At 61.3% G+C, this 21,766-nt stretch carries 21 protein-coding genes and 1 pseudogene; 12 read left to right on the forward strand and 10 right to left on the reverse strand.

Features of this window, described 5'->3' with window-relative positions; all coding sequences use genetic code 11:
- The 3 genes and pseudogenes from ABL914_RS09655 to murI form a co-directional block, all read right to left on the reverse strand.
- Positions 1-192: pseudogene (locus tag ABL914_RS09655) on the reverse strand (5-aminolevulinate synthase); the annotation flags it as partial.
- An 87-nt stretch (positions 193-279) separates the two neighbouring features.
- A complete protein-coding gene (locus ABL914_RS09660; RefSeq protein ID WP_391562969.1) occupies positions 280-1,200 on the reverse strand; it encodes an MBL fold metallo-hydrolase in 921 nt (306 codons plus the stop codon).
- Positions 1,197-1,994, reverse strand: coding sequence for a glutamate racemase (murI, locus tag ABL914_RS09665; RefSeq protein ID WP_391562970.1), 798 nt, complete (start codon positions 1,992-1,994; stop codon positions 1,197-1,199). The genes ABL914_RS09660 and murI overlap by 4 nt, the downstream gene beginning before the upstream one ends.
- Positions 1,995-2,075: 81 nt before the next feature.
- Between murI and plsY the strand changes: the two genes are divergently transcribed.
- From plsY to ABL914_RS09700, 7 genes are all read left to right on the forward strand, one after another.
- Positions 2,076-2,657, forward strand: coding sequence for a glycerol-3-phosphate 1-O-acyltransferase PlsY (gene plsY, locus ABL914_RS09670; protein ID WP_391562971.1), 582 nt, complete (start codon positions 2,076-2,078; stop codon positions 2,655-2,657).
- A gap of 4 nt (positions 2,658-2,661) precedes the next feature.
- Positions 2,662-3,759, forward strand: coding sequence for a DNA-processing protein DprA (gene dprA, locus ABL914_RS09675; RefSeq protein WP_391562972.1), 1,098 nt, complete (start codon positions 2,662-2,664; stop codon positions 3,757-3,759).
- Positions 3,760-3,992: 233 nt separating this feature from the next.
- Positions 3,993-5,555, forward strand: coding sequence for a vWA domain-containing protein (locus tag ABL914_RS09680; protein ID WP_391562973.1), 1,563 nt, complete (start codon positions 3,993-3,995; stop codon positions 5,553-5,555).
- Positions 5,556-5,683: 128 nt separating this feature from the next.
- Complete coding sequence (locus ABL914_RS09685; protein ID WP_391562974.1) at positions 5,684-6,043, forward strand: hypothetical protein; 360 nt, start codon at positions 5,684-5,686, stop codon at positions 6,041-6,043.
- Between the two features lie 56 nt (positions 6,044-6,099).
- Entirely contained in the window at positions 6,100-8,649 is a 2,550-nt protein-coding gene (gene topA, locus ABL914_RS09690; protein WP_391562975.1) for a type I DNA topoisomerase, read from the forward strand.
- 79 nt (positions 8,650-8,728) lie between these two features.
- Positions 8,729-9,082 carry an endonuclease domain-containing protein gene (locus ABL914_RS09695; protein ID WP_391562976.1) on the forward strand — a complete coding sequence of 118 codons (354 nt, stop codon included), beginning with the start codon at positions 8,729-8,731 and terminating at the stop codon, positions 9,080-9,082.
- Between the two features lie 173 nt (positions 9,083-9,255).
- Positions 9,256-9,435, forward strand: coding sequence for a hypothetical protein (locus ABL914_RS09700; RefSeq protein ID WP_391562977.1), 180 nt, complete (start codon positions 9,256-9,258; stop codon positions 9,433-9,435).
- A 22-nt stretch (positions 9,436-9,457) separates the two neighbouring features.
- Here ABL914_RS09700 and ABL914_RS09705 read toward each other — a convergent pair whose 3' ends face one another.
- The 4 genes from ABL914_RS09705 to lepB all read right to left on the reverse strand — a co-directional run bounded on the left by ABL914_RS09705 (position 9,458) and on the right by lepB (position 12,854).
- Positions 9,458-10,147, reverse strand: a complete 690-nt coding sequence (locus ABL914_RS09705; protein WP_391562978.1) for a hypothetical protein — start codon at positions 10,145-10,147, stop codon at positions 9,458-9,460.
- Between the two features lie 138 nt (positions 10,148-10,285).
- Positions 10,286-11,194 (reverse strand): GTPase Era, encoded by a 909-nt coding sequence (era, locus tag ABL914_RS09710; protein WP_391563001.1) that lies wholly within the window; start codon positions 11,192-11,194, stop codon positions 10,286-10,288.
- Between the two features lie 129 nt (positions 11,195-11,323).
- On the reverse strand, positions 11,324-11,992 hold the full coding sequence (gene rnc / locus ABL914_RS09715; protein ID WP_391562979.1) for a ribonuclease III: 669 nt from the start codon (positions 11,990-11,992) through the stop codon (positions 11,324-11,326).
- A 7-nt stretch (positions 11,993-11,999) separates the two neighbouring features.
- The gene (gene lepB, locus ABL914_RS09720; protein WP_391562980.1) at positions 12,000-12,854 is read right to left on the reverse strand and encodes a signal peptidase I; all 855 of its coding nucleotides are present in this window, start codon (positions 12,852-12,854) and stop codon (positions 12,000-12,002) included.
- Between the two features lie 142 nt (positions 12,855-12,996).
- On the opposite strand from lepB, the gene pgi reads away from it, so the two are divergent.
- From pgi to ABL914_RS09740, 4 genes are all read left to right on the forward strand, one after another.
- Positions 12,997-14,511 carry a glucose-6-phosphate isomerase gene (gene pgi / locus ABL914_RS09725; RefSeq protein ID WP_391562981.1) on the forward strand — a complete coding sequence of 505 codons (1,515 nt, stop codon included), beginning with the start codon at positions 12,997-12,999 and terminating at the stop codon, positions 14,509-14,511.
- 96 nt (positions 14,512-14,607) lie between these two features.
- Positions 14,608-15,954, forward strand: coding sequence for a glutathione-disulfide reductase (gorA, locus tag ABL914_RS09730; protein WP_391562982.1), 1,347 nt, complete (start codon positions 14,608-14,610; stop codon positions 15,952-15,954).
- Between the two features lie 51 nt (positions 15,955-16,005).
- Positions 16,006-16,734: an SDR family oxidoreductase gene (locus tag ABL914_RS09735; protein WP_391562983.1), complete on the forward strand. Its 729-nt coding sequence runs from the start codon at positions 16,006-16,008 to the stop codon at positions 16,732-16,734.
- An 8-nt stretch (positions 16,735-16,742) separates the two neighbouring features.
- Complete coding sequence (locus ABL914_RS09740; RefSeq protein ID WP_391562984.1) at positions 16,743-17,765, forward strand: NAD-dependent epimerase/dehydratase family protein; 1,023 nt, start codon at positions 16,743-16,745, stop codon at positions 17,763-17,765.
- Positions 17,766-17,787: 22 nt separating this feature from the next.
- Here the strand turns inward: ABL914_RS09740 and ABL914_RS09745 are convergent, their stop codons facing one another.
- Positions 17,788-18,606, reverse strand: a complete 819-nt coding sequence (locus ABL914_RS09745; RefSeq protein ID WP_391562985.1) for a hypothetical protein — start codon at positions 18,604-18,606, stop codon at positions 17,788-17,790.
- A complete protein-coding gene (locus tag ABL914_RS09750) occupies positions 18,607-19,377 on the reverse strand; it encodes a cyclase family protein (RefSeq protein WP_391562986.1) in 771 nt (256 codons plus the stop codon).
- A 46-nt stretch (positions 19,378-19,423) separates the two neighbouring features.
- On the opposite strand from ABL914_RS09750, the gene ABL914_RS09755 reads away from it, so the two are divergent.
- Positions 19,424-20,197 (forward strand): acyl-CoA thioesterase, encoded by a 774-nt coding sequence (locus tag ABL914_RS09755; RefSeq protein ID WP_391562987.1) that lies wholly within the window; start codon positions 19,424-19,426, stop codon positions 20,195-20,197.
- Here the strand turns inward: ABL914_RS09755 and ABL914_RS09760 are convergent.
- Positions 20,194-21,705: a peptide MFS transporter gene (locus tag ABL914_RS09760; RefSeq protein WP_391562988.1), complete on the reverse strand. Its 1,512-nt coding sequence runs from the start codon at positions 21,703-21,705 to the stop codon at positions 20,194-20,196. The genes ABL914_RS09755 and ABL914_RS09760 overlap by 4 nt on opposite strands.
- Between the last annotated feature and the right edge of the window lie 61 nt (positions 21,706-21,766).

The following is a 21,766-nucleotide window of genomic DNA, read 5'->3' on the forward strand; positions in this document are numbered from 1 at the left end:
CTTGGGGTGCTGGCCCATCGCCAGATAATCGTTCGAACACCACACCGTGATGTCCTTGGGACCGTTGTGCCCCGCAAAACACCGCGCATTGGGATAGGCTCCCTTGTTGCGCAAAATGTCGATAAATACCCGGTAACGCCCTTCCGAATGCAACCGGTCAATCGCCTGATCAAAGATGTGATCGTAGTTCACGTGGACAGAATCCCCCGGCAGCGCCGCCTTGCCGCGCGCTCTACGCCAAGCTTTGGCTGATTGCCAGAGCAAAGGCTTTGCGCTGGATCAATCGCTTGCGATCACAAAACGGTGCGTAACGCCTGTCTGGTTTTCGGGATTGTTGACCCATTCAAAATCGTGACCGGGCAGCACCACCAGCCCCGGCGACGCGGCCTTCAGTGCGGCAATTGTCAGGAGCCAAGAATAGACCTCGGCACGGTTTTCCGGCGCGATCCAATCACCGATCAGGCGCGAGCGCGCCCGCTGCTGCTGCCAGTTGAGCGCCAAGGTAGCGATATCTCCGGTGAACAGAAATTCGCGGCCATCAGCCAAGCGGACAAAGACCATTTGCGATCCGGGAGTATGGCTGGGTGCGGGGATTACGACCACACCGGCAGCAACCGGCCTGATCGCAGATCCGGTGATTGCAGCTTGGGGCAGGGGCGGGGCTGGCCATTTCAACAGATCGGTCCAGCGATTGCCCGGCAGTTGCTGCGGATTGAACAGGACACGATCCAGCACTTCGCGCTGCCCCAGCGAAACCAGGCCGCCCAGGTGATCGGGATGCTCGTGCGTGATCAGGATCAGCGATGCCTGGCCCAGCGTTTCTGCGACCCGCCGCCACGCACCGGCATCGAACTGTTCCATCCCCATCTGCTGTGCCGCGGCCGCATCGAGTGCGCTGTCGATCACAACCGGGCCTTTGCCTGGCACCGGAAGCCGCCACGCCATCACCCCGATCAAGCGGCGTTTGAGGCCAGATCCAGCGGCGAATAAATCGCCGGGCAAGCGCCGAAAGGCGACCAGTTCAACCTCGACATCGATCGGCGCAGGGCCGGGTATGGCTGCTGCTGCCTGCCGCAACTGGGCAATGGTGATCGGCTTTGGCTGGGCATCGCCGTTGCGGTTATCGAGCAGCAGCCAATAATATGGCAAGCCAATCAAGACCAGCAGCACGGCCAAAACCCAGTTTAATCGCTTGGTCATTTCAAGACCTCCACCCGCGCCAATCCATAGTGTGCCAGTGCCGGAACCAGCTTGGCAAGGCCATCTTCGGCACGGGTAAACAACGCCAGATCGGGTGCCGCGCGGACAAAATCCTGCCCTGCGGTCAGGTGGACAATCCGCCGGGCGATGCCTTTGGCGCCGTCAACAAATTGCACTTGCGGTCCGAAAGCCTGCTGCAATTCATCACGCAGCAGCGGGAAATGGGTGCAAGCCAGGACGACCGTGTCGATCGCTTCACCGCCCGGCTGTTCGCGCAATCCCCCAGCAGCACGGGCATAGACGGCGGGATCTACCAGGGCCCCGCGCAATTTGGCTTCGGCTGCGCTCACCAGCTCTCCCGCAGCAAACCGCAACAAGCGCTTGTCGGCGGCGAATTCCGCCTCAAGCCGGTCAACATAGCCCTGCCGGATTGTTGCAGCCGTTCCCAGCAGGCCGATGGTGCCGCTGCGGGTCAACCCTGCCGCTGGCTTGATCGCCGGGACCGTGCCGACGACCGGCACGTTCAGCACATCACGAACCATGCCCAACGCGATCGTACTGGCGGTGTTGCAGGCGATGCAGATCAGGCGCGGCTTGTAGCGCTCGCTCATCCGCCCCAGCAACCCGCAGACCCGCGCGGCAACTTCCGCCTCGCTTTTGGGGCCATAGGGCAGCCCGCCGTTGTCCGCCGCATAGATTACCGGCGCCTGCGGCAGCGCCGCGCGTATCTCGGCCAGCACTGAAAGCCCGCCGATTCCGGAATCGAAAACCAGCAGGGGGGCTTTTGCATCCATTTGGGTGACGATCTTCCATTGTGCGCTTGTTATCTCGGCCCCCTTGTAGCTACGTGTGCTGGGAAAATGGAAGGTGCCACGATGGAAAGTCTTTATGCGCTGCTGCTGGGCTATCTGCTGGGCTCGGTCCCGTTCGGGCTGATCCTCACCAACTTGCTGGGTGAAGGCAACCTGCGTTCCATCGGATCGGGCAATATCGGGGCGACCAATGTGCTGCGCACGGGTAACAAGGGGTTGGCGGCGGCCACACTGCTGCTTGATGCGGGCAAGGGATTTCTGGCTGTCTGGCTGGCCTGGCGGTTGCTGCCAATGGCCGCGCCGCTGGCCGGGCTGGGGGCGGTTCTTGGGCACTGCCTTCCGATCTGGCTTAGGTTCAAGGGCGGGAAAGGCGTGGCAACCACGCTGGGGGTTGCGCTGGGCCTGACCTGGCCGGTGGGGCTGGCCTATGCCGCGACCTGGCTGGTGATGTTGGCGCTTAGCCGGATCTCGTCGCTTTCAGGGATGGCTGCGGCAGTGGCGGCACCGCTTGCCGCCTTTGGCCTGGGATACCGGGCACTGGTTCCGGCCCTGGCAGCGATTGCGCTGATCATAATCTGGCTGCACCGCGAAAACATTCAGCGGCTGCGTGCCGGGACTGAGCCCAAACTGGGCAACAAGGGCTAGGGCGATGCTATCGCAGGAGGAAGCCTTTGCCCGGATCCGCCTGCTGCGTTCGCCCAATGTTGGCCCGGTCAGCTACCGCCAATTGCTGCGCCGGTTTGGCAATGCCGTGGCGGCGCTGGATGCCTTGCCCGATCTTGCGGCGCGCAGCGGCTCTTACCGGGTAGCTGATGAGGGCCGGGTGGCTGGCGAAGTGGCGGCGGTGCGTGATGCCGGTGCGCGCTATCTGTTTCACGATATGGCGGATTATCCCGCCTTGCTGGCCGAACTTGATAGCGCCCCCCCGATCCTGACTTGCCGCGGCGATGCAGCGCTGGCGGCGCGGCCTTGCGTTGCGATCGTTGGTGCGCGCAATGCTTCGGCGGCGGCGGTCAAGCTGGCGCGGCAATTTGCCGGTGATCTTGTTGATGCCGGCTTTGTGGTCGTTTCAGGTCTGGCCCGCGGGATCGATGGCGCGGCGCATCAGGCTGCGTTGGCCCAGGGCGCGCAAGATGGCGCAACGATCGGCGTGATCGCCAGCGGGATCGATATCGCCTATCCGCGCGAACATGCCCAGCTGCAAGATGCGGTAGCCAACCAAGGCCTGTTGCTGGCCGAACAGCCCCCGGGGACCGAGCCTTTGGCCCGGCATTTCCCCTCGCGCAATCGGATTATCGCCGGCCTTGCCGCCGGCACGCTGATTGTGGAAGCTGCGCCCAAATCCGGCTCGCTGATCACCGCGCGGCTGGCTGGAGAGGCCGGACGTGAAGTGATGGCAGTGCCCGGCTCTCCGCTCGATCCGCGCGCGCAGGGCTGCAATCAGTTGATCCGCGATGGCGCGATGCTGGTGCAGAGCGCGCAGGACGTGATCGAACTGGTCACCGGCTTTTGCGGCAATCCCCGGTCAACCTTTCGGGAAAGCGCCGCAGGCTATGATTTTGCCAATGATGAGCTGGGTGATGCGCCGGCCGATATTGCCGGGTTGCTGACCACAGCCCCGGTATCGGTGGACGAACTGATCCGCCAATCAGGGGAAAGCCCGGCCGCGGTCCAGCTCGCGCTGCTTGAGCTTGAGCTTGCGGGCAAGCTGGTGCGGCATGCGGCCGGGCGGGTTAGCCTGGCTTAGGGTCAGGACCTGTTAACCGCGCCTTCGAGGCGGCAGAATGGCCCATTGTTGCGTCAGGAAGACTTGAAATATCGACATATTCCAGCGCCTTCCTTCCTGGCACTGAGCCATTCTGACTCAAACCTCGAAGGCGCGGTTATTAGGCCCTGACCCTAATGATATAGTGTTACATTCAGCCCGCGTTCACTTGCCTAAGCCCAGCTTTCGGCTCTGACACTGAAGGAGGGACAGCGATGTACGGCGGATTGGCACACGGGGCTTGGACACAAAAAGGGATTTCACTGATCGCGCTGGTGGCAATGCTGGTCCAGGGACCTGCAGCGGCTTCGCAAAGCGCGCAAGGTGAGGCCACGGGCCGACAAGGCCTGTGCCGGCATCCCACCGCCTTGCCGCAGCTTGGCCCGGAAAACTGGGATCAGCAGCAGCAGCGCCCCCGCCCGATGGCTGGCGCAACACCGCGCATGGCCAAATCGGAGGAGGGCGAAATAACCGCCGATGCATCAGCCCGCGTTGATGAGCCGATGTCCGCACCGCCCCCGCCGCCCCCACCGCCTTTGGCGTCCATGCCAGTGCCGCCGTCGCCCGCTGTGATGCGAGAGGCAACTACGGCTGCTCCGGGAGAATCGCGCGTTTCGCCTGACCATCCGGGGACAATGCCGCGCCCGCCGCATCCGCCGCGTCCGTATCCACGGCCAGGATCCGGAATTCTGACCGCCGCAGAACACGACGATCTGCTCAATCCCGAACTCTATGCGCTATACCAGCAGCGATCGAACCTGGGGCAAGAGCTGCCAAACCTGCCAAGGCTGGACACAACCCGGGTGCTGACTGTTTCCGTCAAGGATCGGCAGGGCCGACCGGTGCCCTTTGCTCCGGTTGAACTGGCCTGCAGCGATGGCGGCAGATTGCGGCTGAACACTACTGCCGATGGCACGGTCAGTTTCTTCCCCGATGTTGATCGGCTGGGCCGCACAGTGAAAGTGCGCACCACCGGGGCTGAATGGCGCGATGTGGGAATTGTCAAAGGGGCAGGCGGGCAGCAGGTCAACTTCACCGTGGCGCGCGCGGCCCAGGCCGCCAGCAAGCTTGATCTGATGCTGGTGATCGACACCACCGGATCGATGGGGGATGAAATCCGCTACCTCCAGTCTGAACTGGGCTCGATCCTTTCTTCGGTCCGCGCCCGTCATCCCGGCGTCGATGTCCGGGTGGGCTTTGTGTTCTACAAGGATCTGGGCGATGAATATGTCACCCAGACAATTGGGCTAACCCGCGATTTTGCCGCTGCGCAAGCTGAGCTGGCGCAGCGCTTTGCCGGCGGAGGAGGGGACTATCCCGAAGCGATGGACCAGGCGATGATCCGCGCGGCCGGCCAGCAATGGCGCGGCGATGCCGTAAAAACGCTGCTGCTGGTGGCCGATGCCCCGCCGCATGATGAAAACGTCGGCTTGACCTGGCGGGCCAGCGAAGTGCTGCGGGCCCACCGTGTCCAGATCGTTCCGGTTGCTGCATCGGGCGTGGCTGATAAGGCCGAATACGTGATGCGGGCGATGGCTGCGCTCACGCAGAGCCGCTACACTTTCCTCACCGACGATAGCGGCGTGGGCAATGCGCATGCCGCCCCTGCGATCGATTGCTACCTCGTCACCCGGCTCAATTCATTGTTGCTGCGGGTGATCGACAGCCAGCTTTCGGGCCGCCGGATCGAGCCGGGCGAACAGGAAGTGATCCGCACCGTGGGCAACTACGATCACGGCAAATGCATCCTGCCGCCGGGGGGCTTGCCGCAGCAGTAAGTTTGATCCAACTGTCCTTCAGCTTTGGGCCAACCATCCTTCGTCATCCCCGCGCAGGCGGGGACCCAGTGTTGGGTGGCCTTGGATCCCCGCCTGCGCGGGGATGACGCGAGAAGGAGTTGGGCGCGATGACTGAGAAATTCCCGTCCCGCATGTTCCGCTGGGCTGCGATCTATGGCGGTCTGGTGTTGGCCCCGCTGTACTTTACCCCGTTGCCGCAAGTGGGCGGTGAAGTGTTCCTGGGCTTCGTTGGCCTCGCGCTGGTGTTTCAGGGCGTGTTCTGGACGATTGGCGGCGATCCGCTGAAGTACCGCGCGCTGATGCCGTTTGCGGTGCTCGAAAAGCTGGTGTTCGGCGTGCCGACCGTCGCGCTCTTCCTGACAGGCTATCCGGTGCCGCCGCCTGTTGCGGCGTTTGCGGCGATTGATCTGGCGCTTGGGCTGGGGTTCTTTTGGGCATGGAGAAGGACCCCCTTGACGGCGGCCTGAACCAGCCCCCACCCTCGCGCGTGTACACATACGCGTAAGGGACGTTCAAAACCATCATGCAACTTGTCATCGTCGAATCCCCCGCCAAGGCCAAAACCATCGAGAAGTATCTGGGCAAGGACTACAAGGTTCTGGCCAGTTATGGCCACGTCCGCGATCTGCCGCCCAAGGATGGATCGGTACGGCCCGATGAAGAGTTCGCGATGGACTGGGAGCTTTATGGCGACAAGGCCCGGCAGGTGAAGGCGATCACCGATCTGGCCAAGCAGGCCGACCGTCTGATCCTGGCGACTGACCCTGATCGTGAAGGCGAAGCGATCAGCTGGCACGTGCGCGAGCTGTTGGCCAAGAAGAAGGCGCTGCCCAAGGAGGTGGAGCGGGTTACTTTCAACGCGATCACCAAAGACGTGATCCTGGCCGCGATGAAGGCGCCGCGTGAACTCGATCAGGATTTGATCGACGCCTACCTTGCGCGCCGCGCGCTCGATTACCTGTTTGGTTTCACGCTATCGCCGGTGCTGTGGCGCAAGCTGCCCGGTGCAAAAAGCGCGGGCCGTGTGCAATCGGTGGCACTGCGCCTGATCGTTGAGCGTGAGCGTGAAATCGAGGCATTTCGCCCGCAGGAATACTGGTCGGTGCTGGCCCGGCTTGAGCATCTGGGCACCGAATTTCCGGCTCGGCTGGTCAAGTTCGAAGGGGCCAAGCTGGACAAGTTGAGCCTTGGCGAAGAAGGCGCTGCGGCCCGGGCCAAGGCAGCGGTAGAGGGCGGCGCGTTCCGCGTTGCCGAAGTGGAAACCAAGCCAACGCGCCGCAATCCGTGGTCGCCGTTCACCACCTCTACCCTGCAGATGGAGGCTGCGCGCAAACTGGGCTTTGCCGCAGCACATACCATGCGCGTGGCGCAGAACCTCTATGAGGCGGGCGCGATCACCTATATGCGGACCGACGGTGTACAGATGGATTCCAGCGCCATTTCGGCCGCCCGCGTGGCGATCAGCAATCGCTATAACAACGGTCATTACTTGCCTGAAAAGCCGCGTATTTATGAAAGCAAAGCCAAGAACGCACAGGAAGCGCACGAGGCGATCCGGCCAACCGATTTTGGCCAGGATCATTATGGTAGCGGCGATGAAGCGCGGCTCTATGAGCTGATCTGGAAGCGCGCGATCGCCAGCCAGATGGCCTCGGCCCAGATCGAGCGCACCACGGTGACGCTGCGCGATGGCACCGGCCAACACGAACTGCGTGCCAATGGCCAGGTGGTTAAGTTCCCCGGGTTCCTTGCGGTTTATGATGAGACACTGGATAGCAAGCCGGGCGAGGACGAGGATGACAGTGCGATGTTGCCGGTGCTGGCGGCAGGCGATACCCCGGCCAAGAAGGGTGTCGAATCCAGCCAGCACTTCACCCAGCCGCCGCCGCGTTTTTCCGAAGCTACGCTGGTCAAGCGGCTGGAAGAACTGGGCATCGGCCGGCCATCCACTTATGCCGCGACGATCCAGGTGATCAAGGATCGCAACTACGTTCGCACCGAAAAGAACCGCTTCTTTGCCGAGGAAAGCGGGCGGCTCCTCACCGCCTTCCTCGAACGGTTTTTCCCGCGCTATGTCGGCTATGATTTCACTGCCGGCATGGAGGATGAGCTCGACGATGTTTCGGGCGGGCGTGAGAACTGGAAGGTCCTGCTGGGCAAGTTCTGGAAGGACTTCAAACCCAAGAGCGACGAGGTGATGGAACGCAAGCCATCGGAAGTGACCGAAGCCCTGGATGAATTCCTGTCCGACTATCTGTTCCCACCGAAGGAAGACGGCGAAGATCCGCGCAAGTGCCCGCTGTGCGATACCGAAGGACGCGCGGGCGGGCGCCTTGCGCTGCGTGGCGGCCGGTTTGGCGCGTTTGTGGCCTGCGCCAACTATCCCGAATGCAAGTTCACCCGCAAATTCGCCCAGCCCGGCGGCGCGGCGGCAGGCGAAGAGGGGGAGATCGGCAAGCACCCCGAAACGGGCGAGCCGATCACCCGCAAGGTCGGCCGGTTTGGCCCCTACATTGAAATGGGCAGCGGCAAGGAAGCCGCGCGCAGCTCAATCCCCAAAGACATTCCAGAGCTTGATCTGGACTGGGCGGTTAAACTGCTCAGCCTGCCGCGAACGATAGGCGCACATCCGGAAACAGGCGAGAATATCACCGCGAGTATAGGGCGTTACGGGCCATATCTGGCGCACAATGGAAAGTACGCCAAGCTCAAGAGTACCGCCGAAGTGTTCGAAACCGGGATGAACAGCGCGGTCGATAAATTGGCCGAAGCCGCAGCCGGCGGGGGCAGGGGCGCCCGCACTGCAGCGGAACCGCTCAACACCTTTGGTCCGCACCCGGAAAGCGGCGGCGAGATGAAGCTGATGGCCGGGCGCTATGGCCCTTATGTGACCGACGGCACCACCAACGCCACCCTGCCACGCGACAAGAAGCCTGAAGATCTCACCGCGGAAGAGGCCGTTGTGCTGATCACTGAGAAGGCCGCCAAGGGCCCGGCCAAAAAGGGCGGCCGCAAGGCTGCGCCAAAGAAAAAGGCGGCAGTGAAGAAGGCACCGGCGAAGAAGGCGAAGTAGGCAAGAAGATCCTCCCCATTTTTGGCGAATGCCACAAATGGGGAGGTGGATCGGCCGTCAGGCCGAGACGGAGGGGTAATTGCCACGTAAGCGGATCGAGCGAAACGTCGAACGCGCGCGAAACCTGCGCGACAAACTTTCGCTGCCCGAAACCTTGCTCTGGCGCTTGCTCAAAGGTTCACCCGATGGCATTCACTTGCGCAGTCAGCATTCTATCGGCGACTACGTGCTCGATTTCTACTGCGCCAAAGCGAAGATTGCCTTCGAGATCGACGGCATCGCGCATGGCATGGGCGATCGGTCTGAACGCGATATGGCGCGCGATGCGTGGCTGCGAGGGCAGGGAATCGAGGTAGTGCGGATCCCCGCCAGCGAGGTTCTGAAATCACCCGAGGATGTCGCTGAGAGCATCGTTCGCTATTGTAAACGTTGAATACCCCTCCGTCTGGGCCTTGCGGCCCATCCACCTCCCCATTTGTGGCATTCGCCAAAAATGTGAAGGATCAGCGAAACCCAAAGTCCCTTCCCATTTTCATGCAGTGCAAATGGGGAGGTGGCGCGCGCGAAGCGCGTGACGGAGGGGTTTTTCTGCGCTATCCCCAGCCCATGGCCGAACAATTCACCAAACACCGCCAACCCTGGAAAGCCGACGAAGTCGCCAAGCTGCGTGTGCTCGCGGCCAAGGGCAAGGGCCTCAAGGAAATCGCCAAGGCACTCAGCCGCAGCGAGGAATCAACCAAGGAACGCGCGAAGATTGACGGGATCGGGATTGCGAAGCTGAGGTGAGCTTTGCGGTCATGCCTTGGGCTTAGATAACGGGCTCGTTCTCAGATTCCGAAACGAAATCTTTGGTGCAGCGACTGGGCGCTTGAGCTGACATCTGGCGCAGCTCTTGCTCGGCCAGTTGCATCTGCTCAATGACCACGGGAATCGGCCTGATATCAAGCCATGTCATTTTGATAGTCTGTTCGAGCTCCTGAGGGTCGCGGCCAAGTTGGGTCACCGATACGTTCAGCATGGTCTGGTCGCCGGCAAAGGCGCGCAATTCCGGCCAGCCAAAAACGATCTCGGCAGAATGCCCCCAATAGGGAATACCGGCGAGACCGCCAAAGCCATAGCCTTGCGAATGCGAGAGTTTGATTGCGGTATGCCGCCTGAACTTGCTTTTCGAATAGGCGGCAAGGCTCATGACGACCAATTCGGGATTGAAAGCAGTCTGCGGCTTGGCATTGAACGGTGACTCATAGCGCGTGCCATGGCCAAAGCTTGCCTTGAGGTAAATGTCGTCGGCATCAACGCGGACAAAATAGGGCCAGCCAAGTGACCCTGCCTGCAACCACTCCATTGAGAGGCTGCTGATGGTTCCATCAGGCTGAACTTCCAGGCGGGCCTGGATTACCTCGGGACCGGGAGCCGTTGAAGGCCACGGCTTCGGCGTGTCCTTCTTGTCGGCCGTGTTGACGAACTTCGGCGGTTGGCCGTTCCGGTCCGGCACCATGAATTTGCGCTCGGTTGTGCAGCGATAAAAGGATGCTGCCCGGCACCGCGGAAGTGTCGGCCGTTGCCGAAGTGCTGAGCATTGCAGTGCAGAGCACACTCGCGGCCAGCAGTCTTGTGCAAGCTTGACCGCCCGAAATCACTTCACCCACTCCAGCCCCAACTCCTCATAGATCTCCTTGTCCTCGCCCCACTTCTCGTCGACCTTCACATGCAGGAACAGGTGGACATTCACCCCCAGCAGCCCGGCCAGTTCCTTGCGTGCGGCCTCACCGATCGATTTGAGCTTTGAGCCGCCTTTGCCCAGCACGATGCCCTTCTGGGTATCGCGGGCGATCACGATCTGCTGGTGGATTTCGACCGAGCCGTCCTTGCGCGGGGTGTAGCTTTCGGGCCGCACGGTGCTGTCATAGGGCAGCTCGTCATGCAGCTGGCGGTAGAGCTGTTCGCGGGTGATTTCGCAGGCCAGCAGGCGTTCGCTGGCGTCTGATACCTGATCTTCGGGATAGTGCCATGGGCTTTCGGGCATCAGCTGTGCCAGCCGCGTTTTGAGCTGCGCCACACCGTCACCGGTAAGCGCGGAGATGAAGAACACTTCATCGAACTGGGCAATCCCGGCTTCATCGGTACCGGCCAGCGCCTGCGCAGCCACCAGCATCGGTTCCTTGGCCACTTCATCAACCTTGTTGAGCACCAGGATCTTGCGCTCTGGCCGCCCCTTCAGGCTGGCCAGGATTGGATCAAGATAGGCCAGCTTTTTCTTGCGGCCATCAACCACCAGCAGGATCGCATCTGCTTCGGCAGCGCCTTCCCATACCGCGTGGACCATCGCCCGGTCCAGCCGACGCTTGGGCTCAAACAGGCCGGGAGTATCGGCCAGGATGATCTGCGCGGGGCCTTCCAGCGCGATCCCCATCAGCCGCGCGCGGGTGGTTTGCGCCTTGGCTGAAACGATCGCCACCTTCTGGCCAACCAGCGCGTTGACCAGCGTGCTTTTGCCCGCATTGGGCGCGCCGATCACGGCAACCAGTCCGCAGTGCTGGGTGATGGAATCGGTCAAATCAAAATACTCCGTGTGCCCCGCACGGATCGCAGGGCTGTTTTGTGGGTTTACCGCATCGTCCGGGCCGGCGATAGGACAGTCGATCAGTGTGTGCTGGGCTGGCCGATGCGAGGACTAGCCAAACCTCTTCATGAAAGCCTCAGCCGCAGCCGTTTCAGCATCGCGCATGCTGTTGCCATCCGCTTCAATTTCGCCCACGCCATGGACGCTGACGGCTACTTTGAAGCGGGCCGCGTGATCGGGGCCACTGCGTTCAACCAACCGGTATTCCGGCACTTTGCGGCGGTTTCCAGCGGCCCATTCCTGCAGCGCGCTTTTGGGGTGCTTGGCCTTGCCGGCCTTGCCCGCGACCAGATCGGACCACAACCGGCGGATCATTTCGGCGGTTGCATCAAAGCCCTGGGTGACAAAGCTGGCGCCGATCAGGGCCTCCATCACATCGCCAAGGATATTGTCGCTGTTGTGTCCGCCATCATCGCGGGCCTGCTTGCCCAGGCGAATATGCGGGCCAAGTTCGATCGAGCGCGCAACGGCAGCGCAGCTGGTTCGGCTGACCAGCGCGTTTAGCCGCTGCGAAAGGCTGCCTTCATCGGCCCCATCGATCCCGAACAGCCACTGTGCAATCGCCAGTCCCAGCACCCGATCTCCCAGAAATTCAAGCCGCTGGTAATCGCGCGGGTTTCCGGTTGATCCGTGAGTCAGGGCTTCCAGCCAAAGCGCCTCGTCAATCGGCGCCCGGCCTGCCAGTTCGGTCAGGAATGTGTGGGTGTCCTTGCCAAGCACGCCGCGCTCAGAACGTTCCGCCCAGCCGGTTCCAGCGCGCAGCGCTGAACCAGGTCCAAGGCTTGAGCCATTCGGCCCCGCCATCGGTTGACCACATCATCACGGTGGCCCGGCCCAGCAGATTGTCGATCGGGACCAGGCCGATCCCGCCCGCCGGATCGGCCGGAAACCGGCTGTCCTCGGAATTGTCGCGGTTGTCGCCCATCAGGAAAACGTGGCCTTCGGGCACGATCACCGGATCTGTATCGTCCTTGGGATAATTGTTGATCAGATCAAGCACATCATAGCTGCGCCCGCCCGGCAGCGTTTCGGTAAAGCGCGGGTAGCTGCACACTTCTGCGCCATCGGCGCGCTTGACCGTGTAGCGTTCTGCATAACAGCGGGTGTTGGGGCTGACCGCGACTTCGAAATCGGCGATTTTCACTTTGGGTATCGCGACATTGTTGAGCCACAACTGGCCGCCCTTCATCTGCACGGTATCGCCCGGCAGACCGATCACACGCTTGATCCAGTCCTGCTCAAAATGCGCAGGCGCCTTGAACACAACCACATCGCCGCGTTCGGGATCCGATGCCAGAATGCGTTTTTCGGGCAGCAACGGCAGGCCGAACGGCAGCGAACGGCCTGAGAAGCCATAGGGCCACTTGGCCAGCAGCAAATAATCACCATTGACCAGCCGTGGCAGCATCGATTCACTCGGAATATAGAACGGAGCGAAGATGAAGCTGCGGAAGATTACCACTGCAAGGCCCAATTTGAGCAGGAACACCGGGAAGGAATCTTCCTTCTTGGCGCGCTTTTGCACGGGATCTGCGGCCGGCGGAGCGGCTTCGGGGGTGGTTTCGGTGATCGTATCGGTCATCGCAAACGTCCATCTAGGCCCGGCGCGGGCGCGTCAAGTGCTTAGCCGGGCAGGCCGGGCTTGCTCTGCATAGCTATTCGCGGCTTGGCCGGGCCGCAATGGGCGGGCATAGGCGCAATCGACCAAAGGCAGGAGTGTGACGATGAGCGACGCGGTAAGTGCAGCCTGGCAGGTGCTTCAAGCCTTGCCCAAGCCCACTTTGAAAGACCTGTTTGCCGATCCTGCGCGGCTTGCGGCTTGGTCAACGCGGCTGGATTTGCCGGGCGGGGCAGTGCGGTTCGATTGGTCCAAGATGCACCTTGATGCGGCCCATGGCACAGCCTTCGTGCAACTGGCTGAAGCGGCCGGCTTTGCCGAGCGGCGCGGTGCGATGTTTGGCGGCGAGCCAATCAACCAGACCGAAGGCCGCGCGGTAGAACACACTGCGCTGCGCGGAGTAGGGCGCGAAACCAGCGTTGAAGAGGCCCATGCGCTGCACCTGCGGATGAAGAGCCTGGTCGATGCGATCCACGCCGGACTGCTGGGCGAAGTAAAGCACCTGATACACATCGGGATTGGCGGATCGGCGCTGGGTCCGGCATTGGCAATTGATGCACTGGCCCGTGATGAGGCCAAGGTTCAGGTTCACGTGGTTTCGAACATCGATGGCTGCGCGCTGGAAGCTGCGTTTCGGGCCTGTGATCCGGCGACCACGCTGATTGCGGTGGCTTCCAAAACCTTCACTACCACCGAAACCATGACCAACGCCCGGTCGGCGCTCGATTGGCTGGCCACGAACGGCGTGGCCGATCCCTATGGCCGGGTGGTGGCGCTGACGGCTTACCCTGACAAGGCCGTGGAATGGGGTGTTGATGAAACCCGCGTGCTGCCGTTTGGTGAGAGCGTTGGCGGGCGGTATTCGCTGTGGAGCTCGATCGGGTTTCCAGTCGCGCTGGCATTGGGGTGGGAAGAATTCGCGGAATTCCTTGAAGGTGCGGCTGCGATGGACCGGCATTTTCTGGAAGCACAAGGCCTTGCCAACCTGCCGCTGCGCGCGGCCTTTGCCGATCTCTATTACACCCGCCTGCGCCAGTGCCAGACCCGTGCCTGCTTTGCCTATGATGAACGGCTGCGGCTGCTGCCAAGCTATCTCCAGCAGCTTGAAATGGAAAGCAACGGCAAGTCGGTAAAGCTTGATGGCACCCCGGCGGACGGCCCGACTGCGCCGATCACCTGGGGCGGGGTGGGGACCGATGCGCAGCATGCCGTGTTTCAGCTGCTGCATCAGGGCACCAATCTGGTCCCGGTAGATTTCATCGCTGCGATCATTCCTGGCGATAGCCTGGATCCGGCGCATCACCACAACCTCTTGGCGAATTGCTTTGCCCAGGGCGCAGCCCTGATGGCCGGCAAGGAAGCCAAGGATCCTGCCCGCGCCTATCCCGGCGATCGGCCCAGCGCGACGATCCTGTGCGAAGACCTGAACCCCGCCACATTGGGCGCGCTGATCGCGTTCCACGAACACCGCACCTTTGCGGCCGGGGTGCTGATGCAGATCAACAGTTTCGATCAGTTTGGGGTTGAGCTGGGCAAGGAAATCGCCAAGGCGATTCTAAGCGGCGGCACGGTGTTTGATGCCAGCACCGAAGCATTGCTGGCCGAGGCGGGGATCAAGTAGCCATCGTCCCGGATTAAATCCGGGGCGACACAATCAATCACACTCATCATCAAAACCGTTTGGTAAATCCCGGCCTGACACCCCATATCGCGCCGCATGACAGACTTTGACTATGACCTTTTCGTGATCGGTGCCGGCTCTGGCGGAGTGCGGGCCAGCCGGATTGCCGCTTCGCATGGCGCCCGTGTGGCGGTGGCGGAAGAGTTCCGGATCGGCGGCACCTGCGTGATCCGGGGCTGCGTACCCAAGAAGCTGCTGGTCTATGCCAGCCACTTTGCCCACGAACTGCACGATGCATCCAAATATGGCTGGACGCTGGGCGATGTGAGCTTCGACTGGAACAAGCTGCGCGATTTTGTGGCCAGCGATGTTGACCGGCTGGAGCGGGCCTATACCGCGACATTGGACAACAACAAGGTGGAGCATTTCCACGAACGCGCGGCCGTGGCCGGGCCCAATACCGTGCGGTTGGCCAGCGGGCGCGAGATCAGCGCGAAGTTCATTCTCATTGCTGTCGGCGCATGGCCGGTGATGCCTGAAATTGATGGGGCAGAGCATTGCATCACTTCAAATGAGGTGTTCCATCTGCCCGCATTGCCAAAGCGGGTGGTGATCCAGGGCGCGGGCTATATCGCGCTGGAATTTGCCGGAATTTTCAATGCGCTGGGCAGCGATGTTACCGTGGTCAACCGCAGCGACAAGATCCTGCGGGGCTATGATCACGATCTGACCGACCGGCTGCTGCCAATCATGCAAGCGCGCGGGATCCGGTTTGCCTTCAATCGCCCGATCCGCAGGGTTGAAAAGTCCGCCGATGGATCGCTGATTGTGCATGCCGGAGAAGGCGATCCGATTGGCGCTGATGTTGTCATGGTGGCGACCGGACGCCGGCCCAAGACCGATGGGTTGGGGCTGGATACGGCCAGCGTGGCGCTTGGATCTGGCGGCGAAATTCCGGTCGATGAGTATAACCGCACAAGTTGCTCCAGCATCTATGCAGTGGGCGATGTGACTGACCGGGTGCAACTGACCCCTGTGGCAATCCGCGAGGGCCATGCCTTTGCCGATACGGTGTTTGGCAGCATGCCGCGCACCACCGCTTACGATCATATCCCCAGCGCTGTGTTCAGCCAGCCGCCGCTGGCCGCGGTGGGATTGACCGAAGCGCAGGCCCGCGAAGTGCACGGGCATGTAAAGGTTTACACCAGCGATTTTCGTCCGATGAAGAATATGTTCTCTGAAGTGATGGAACGGGGCTATTACAAGCTGGTGGTGGATCCCCAGACCGACAAGGTTCTGGGCGTTCACATGATCGGTCCCGACGCGCCGGAAATCCTGCAAGCAGTGGCGATTGCGGTAAAGGCTGGTCTGACCAAGGCACAATTTGACGAAACCGTTGCGTTGCATCCTTCGATGGCCGAGGAACTGGTTTTGATGCGCTAGGTTGCAATTCGAAACCAATTGGCTAGACTCCCCATCATACAAGGCGGGAGAATGACGATGCGGCTTTCGGGCAAGACTGTGCTGGTCACTGGCGGCACCGATGGGATCGGGGCGCAACTGATCCGGCAACTTCGCGGCAAAGGCGCCACGGTTATCACCCATGGTCGCAATCCCGCGCGGGTTGCAGCGACCCGCGCTGAAGGATTTGAAGTTATTGAGGCCGATCTTTCCGTGCCGGAAGGGGTTGAGGCATTGCTGGCAGCGCTTGCTGATCGGCCAATCGATGCCTTGGTGAACAACGCCGGAGCGGGGACCAATTACGATTTCCGCAGCGGTGAGGTGGATTTACTCGGCGCTGAACGAACCTATTACCTCAATCTGCATGCACCAACCCAGATCATCGCGCGGCTGCTGCCGATGCTGAAATCACGGGGCGAGGCGATAGTGGTCAATGTCACCTCGGGTCTGGCTTTGGCGCCCAATGCCGGATCGCCGGTCTATTGCGCCAGCAAGGCCGGGCTGCGGTCTTACACCATGGGGATCCGGGCGCAGCTGAAAGGAACGGGCGTGAAAGTGCTGGAAGCCTTGCCGCCGCTGGTCGATACACAAATGACCGCCGGGCGCGGATCAAACAAGATGAGCGCGGCCGAATGCGCGGGCCAGATCGTTGCCGGAATGGAAAGCGGCAAGGAAACGATCAACGTCGGCATGGTCAAATTTTTGCAACTGGTTCACTCGGTCTCACCCGCGCTGGCCCGCGCAGTGATGATCCGGTTCTGAAGAGAGGAATGGCAATGGCAGGCACGGTATTCGTTTCGGGCGGCAGCGGTTATATTGCCGGGTTCCTGATCCGGCAGCTGATCGCGGAAGGCTGGATGGTCCACACCTCAATCCGCAACCTTGCCAAAGAGGCCGAAGTGCGCAGCCATCTGGGGGTGGATGGCACCAAGCTGAGGTTTTTCGCCGCAGATCTGATGAGCGATGCCGGATGGGCCGAGGCAATGGCCGGGTGCAGCCATGTTGCCCACGTGGCCTCTCCGCTGCCAGCCGATGCCCCCAAGCATGAGGACGAACTGATCGTGCCGGCGCGCGATGGCGCGCTGCGTGCACTGAAAGCGGCCAAGGCGGCCGGGATACAGCGGTTTGTGATGACCAGTTCGATGGCGGCGGTGGCCTATGGCCATGGCGGCGCGAAAGAGCGTTTCACCGAAGCCGATTGGACCGATCCGGCCAGCAAGGACGCCTATCCTTACGTCAAAAGCAAGACCATCGCTGAGCGCGCCGCGCGCGATTGGGTGGCGGAAAATGGCGGAGATATGGAATTCTGCACGGTCAATCCGGTGCTGGTGCTGGGGCCGCTGCAATCGGGCGATTTTTCAACCTCGCTAGAGGCGATCAAGAAGCTGCTCGAAGGATCGCTGCCCGGGCTACCCAATTTCGGCTTCGGGGTCGTCGATGTGCGCGACGTGGCCGATATGCATGTGCGCTGCCTGAATGCCCCCAACATGGCGGGCGAACGGTTTCTGTGTTCCGGACCATTTCTGTGGATGCGCGAGATTGCGGAAATCCTGCGCGTCGGGCTGGGCGATTCTGCGCGCAAGGTGCCACGGCGCGGCTTGCCGGATTGGCTGGTCAAGGTTTCGGCCTGGTTCGATCCGGTCATCCGCCAGGTGGTGGGCGAGCTTGGCCATGTTCGCGATGCCGATACCAGCCACGCCCAGACAGTGCTGGGCTGGCACGCGCGCCCGGCGAAGGACAGCATCCTCGATACCGCGCGCGACATGATCCGGTTGGGGATTGTGAAGGTTTAGGCAGAGCGGATCAAATGGGTCGCTAGTCACAACTGCAGGTGGAATTCACGGCGCAGACCAGTGCGTTTTGCAAGGCCGTGAAAAGACTGCTCGAAACGCGATCGTAGTTTGCCTGGATATCTTGATCCGGAAGATAAAGATCGTTCCAGGACCCCATTCCACCAAAAACCCAGGCTTTTTGCGCCGCCGCCAATAGCTGACGCGCTTCGAGCGAGATGCCTAGGCCATCGGGCAGCGCATTCTGGTTCCAGACGAACTGAGCAGGCTTCTTCGCATCCAGTTGATCAATTGCCGATTCAAAATTGCTGGAAAAACCGGAATCGATTGAAGCCGCGAAAGCGCGGATCTGTTCAAGCGCCAATCGAAATTCTGCGCGGATCATCTGAATTTCATGGGCCGGCCAGTTGCCGGTCCACGTTGGTTCGATACAATGATAACGCGTAGACCAGATTCGCCGGTTGGGGGCATCGGGATGGGTTAGCTCCAGCGAACTTTCCCATAGCGAGGATGAACCATCATGGACCTGTTCGAGCAACCAGCGTGATCCCCCACCGGCGAATGCTGAACTAGAGCGATCCGGAATTCCCTCAACATCCCGGCTTACAAAATGCACCCGGTAACCGCAGCATTCTTGGCGACCAGAATCGAGCCACGACTTTGGGCTGGTGAATATTTTGGTCCACTGCTCTTCGGGTTGGGTCCGATCCAGTTCGTGAAAAGTTGTTTCGTGTTCGAACATGAACGCCGAGGAATCTGGTCCAAACCGTTCGATCGAGTGCCCTTCGCAAAGGGCATTTCCATTTAATGCAATGACCAGAATCTGAAATATCTGACCGTTCAACTATGCCTCCACGAGCGCCACGGCCCGGATCCATCCGGCGCTGGCGCCTTCAATCTTGACTGGAAAACAGCTGAGCGTGAAGCCGCTGGCGGGCAGCGCGGCCAGGTTCATCAGCTTTTCGATTTGCCAATAGGGGCGGATGCGGCCGGCCTTGTGGCCTTCCCAGATGATGCCGGGATCGCGATTTTCGGCCCAGCGCCGGGCGGTGTGGCTGAACGGGGCATCCCAGCTCCAGGCATCGGTGCCAACCACTTCAACGCCGCGCGCGGTCAACCACAGTGTGGCTTCCCCGCCCAGGCCAACACCCTGATCGGTGAAATTATCGGTGCCATAGATCGCGCCCGACTGGATCAGCACGATGTCGAGCGGCTGGAGGGTGTAGCCGATGCGCGCCAGTTCGATCTCAACCTGCGCCGCGCTCACCACGGTGCCATGGGGCAAATGCGAAAAATCGAGCTTCACGCCGGGCCGGAAAAACCGGTCAAGCGGGGCTTCGTCGATTGTCGTAGCGCGCTCCTTGCCTTCATGCGTGGTCGAATGAAAATGCCACGGCGCGTCCATATGGGTGCCGTTGTGTGTCGATAGCGTAAGCGTCTCTACCGCCCAGCCTTCGCCATCGGGCAGGTCTTCCTTGGTCAGGCCGGGAAAGAACAACGCGATCTGGGCCCAGGTTTCGGAGTGATCGGTATAGTGGATCTGCGGCAGCATCATCGGTGGATCGGACACCACTTTGGCGGTGATCGGGATCGACAGGTCAATGAATTGCGTCATGCAACTGTTGTTGACCCGCTTTCCGTTTACGTCAATGGCAAGGCCCATGTCTTTGCCTCAAACACTTGCCGCCGCGCGGCCGATCGATGGCGGGTTTTCCGCGCAGGTTCCAGAAAACTGGATGCAGGGCCGCACCACCTATGGCGGGTTTTCTGCTGCGCTGGCGCTGGTTGCGGCGCAGCGACTGGCCGATGATCTGCCGCCGCTGCGATCAGCAACGATCAATTTTGTCGGTCCGCTTTCGGGCGAAGTGGAAGTGCGCGCGCGGCTGCTGCGGCGCGGCCGCAACGCCACCTGGATCGACGCCGAAGTGACCAGCGAAGCCGGGGTGGGGCTGACTGCGACCTTTGTGTTCATGGGCGCGGTAGAGGCCAGCATCTTGCACCTTCACGATGTGCCAATGCCCGATGTTGTGCCGCTGGCTGATGCCGCTGCCTTGCCTGAAAACGCCGGGCCCAGCTTTGCCCCAAATTTCGAACGCCGCTTTGCCCAGCACCGCAGCGCCGAAAAGCAGCCCGAAATTATCTGGTGGGAACGGCTCAAGGATGCGGCGGGGCTCGATCCGATGGTGGCCATGATCCTGCTTGGCGATGCCTTGCCGCCGGGCGTAATGCCGCTGACCGGCCCGGCGCCGATCAGCTCGATGACCTGGCTGATCAACTTGCTGACCCCGCTGCCGCAAACCGATGATGGCTGGTTCCTGCTGCGCGCCGCCGCAAACTATGCCGAAAAAGGCTGTTCCAGCCAGGACATGGCAATCTGGAACACCCGCGGCGAGGCGGTTGCGGTGGGAATGCAATCAATCGCGATCTTTGGCTAGGCGGGATCCCCGTCCAGCCGCTTGCCAATCAGCGCCTTGAACAGCACGAACCCGACCAGGCCAGCCGCGGCGGTGCCAACATGGACCAGCCAGAAGCTGGGTGTATCCATGGTCGAATACCAGCCGCCGACGATCCCAACGGTCTTGTTGGCGGCGAAGAAGGTCAGGTAATAGATCCCCACCACCGTCGCCAGGATCGCCTTGGGTGCAACCTTGGTGAACAGCGCCAGGCTGACCGGCATGATGTGGCTGAACCCGATCGAGTTGAACAGGTGGAACATAACCGGCCAGAACAGTCCGATCTTGCCTGATCCCTGGGTCAGCGCAGCGACATAGAGGCACAGCCCGCCTGCGATCACAAAGAAGCTGCCAAGTATCATCTTGCCGATCTCGTCCGGTTCCCACGCACCCTTGTCGCTGCGCCATTTCCAGTAGAGCGCGACGGCGGCGAGCATCGTGAAGCTTAGCGCGGCGTCGATCGTGATCATATAGCTGGTTGGTAGGGTGACGCCGAAGAAGGTCAGCTGAAATTGTGTGTCGGCCCAGTTCAAATATGCATTGAAGATCTGCTGGTTGGTCAGCATCGCCAAAGCCAGAATAGGGATCAGCAGCAGCAGCGCCAACAGCCGTGGCCGATCAGCTGGGGCGACTGAAGCCAGCAAGCCTATTGCCACGCCGAAACCGATTTGTCCGGAAATGCCGGCAGCAGCAATCGCCGGAACCGACGGGGCGATGAGGCGGAGCAGAACGACAACCGCCGCAGCAGTGCCCAGCAGAATCGGGAAGTTGCTGCCAGCTACCGAAGCCGCCTTTTGCTCCGTCCGGTTCTCCTTGGGCAACCATGGCCCGGCCTTGATATAGAGCAGCAAGCCCAGCACCATTACCACGCCGGCCGTGCCAAAGCCCCAATGCCAGCCGACTTTCTCACCCAAGGTGCCCGAAATGAGCGGCGCGATGATCACGCTGACATTGATCGCGATGTAGAAGATTTGAAACGCCATCGCCCGGCGCAGATCCTTCGGGCCATAAAGCTCGCCCACCTGGCTGGCGATGTTGCCCTTGAACAGGCCAACCCCGACTATCAGCGAGAGCAACGCGAACAGGAACAGGCCTTCGAAGGCCATCAGGAAATGGCCAATCGCCATCACAATCGCGCCCGCCAACAAGGTGGTGCGCCGACCCAGCCAGCGGTCGGCGATCAAGCCGCCTAGAATCGGGGTCAGATAGACCAGGCTGGAATATTCGCCATAGATTGCCGAGGAGAGCGGCTGGCCGGCTTTGCCATCAAAGTACGCGCCTTGCAGCCATTGCAGCCCGATCACTCCGCCAAAATGCTCTGGCAGCAACAGATATTTGGTCATGTACAAGACCAGCAGGGTCTGCATCGAATAGTACGAAAACCGCTCACACCCCTCAACAAAGGCGAGGTAGCCGAGGCCCTTTGGGTGGCCCAGAAAGGCCTTGTCGGTCACTTCATCCCACTCGGGCGTGGCTTCGGCTGCGGTCATTTGGCATCCCCGTTGGTTTCGTTTCGGCTGAGGCTAGCATTGTTGCTGGCGGGGGCAACAA

Source organism: Novosphingobium sp. (assembly GCF_040079535.1).
GTDB lineage: Bacteria > Pseudomonadota > Alphaproteobacteria > Sphingomonadales > Sphingomonadaceae > Novosphingobium.

Coding starts and splice junctions, on each gene's coding strand:
- ABL914_RS09760 (WP_391562988.1), bottom strand. CDS start 21,705: ATGACCGCAGCCGAAGCCACGCCCGAGTGGGATGAAGTGACCGACAAG.
- ABL914_RS09685 (WP_391562974.1), top strand. CDS start 5,684: ATGACTGAGAAATTCCCGTCCCGCATGTTCCGCTGGGCTGCGATCTAT.
- ABL914_RS09680 (WP_391562973.1), top strand. CDS start 3,993: ATGTACGGCGGATTGGCACACGGGGCTTGGACACAAAAAGGGATTTCA.
- ABL914_RS09755 (WP_391562987.1), top strand. CDS start 19,424: ATGTCTTTGCCTCAAACACTTGCCGCCGCGCGGCCGATCGATGGCGGG.
- ABL914_RS09660 (WP_391562969.1), bottom strand. CDS start 1,200: ATGACCAAGCGATTAAACTGGGTTTTGGCCGTGCTGCTGGTCTTGATT.
- ABL914_RS09750 (WP_391562986.1), bottom strand. CDS start 19,377: ATGACGCAATTCATTGACCTGTCGATCCCGATCACCGCCAAAGTGGTG.
- dprA (WP_391562972.1), top strand. CDS start 2,662: ATGCTATCGCAGGAGGAAGCCTTTGCCCGGATCCGCCTGCTGCGTTCG.
- ABL914_RS09700 (WP_391562977.1), top strand. CDS start 9,256: ATGGCCGAACAATTCACCAAACACCGCCAACCCTGGAAAGCCGACGAA.
- ABL914_RS09705 (WP_391562978.1), bottom strand. CDS start 10,147: ATGGTGCCGGACCGGAACGGCCAACCGCCGAAGTTCGTCAACACGGCC.
- ABL914_RS09735 (WP_391562983.1), top strand. CDS start 16,006: ATGACGATGCGGCTTTCGGGCAAGACTGTGCTGGTCACTGGCGGCACC.
- murI (WP_391562970.1), bottom strand. CDS start 1,994: ATGGATGCAAAAGCCCCCCTGCTGGTTTTCGATTCCGGAATCGGCGGG.
- gorA (WP_391562982.1), top strand. CDS start 14,608: ATGACAGACTTTGACTATGACCTTTTCGTGATCGGTGCCGGCTCTGGC.
- lepB (WP_391562980.1), bottom strand. CDS start 12,854: ATGACCGATACGATCACCGAAACCACCCCCGAAGCCGCTCCGCCGGCC.
- ABL914_RS09740 (WP_391562984.1), top strand. CDS start 16,743: ATGGCAATGGCAGGCACGGTATTCGTTTCGGGCGGCAGCGGTTATATT.
- topA (WP_391562975.1), top strand. CDS start 6,100: ATGCAACTTGTCATCGTCGAATCCCCCGCCAAGGCCAAAACCATCGAG.
- plsY (WP_391562971.1), top strand. CDS start 2,076: ATGGAAAGTCTTTATGCGCTGCTGCTGGGCTATCTGCTGGGCTCGGTC.
- pgi (WP_391562981.1), top strand. CDS start 12,997: ATGAGCGACGCGGTAAGTGCAGCCTGGCAGGTGCTTCAAGCCTTGCCC.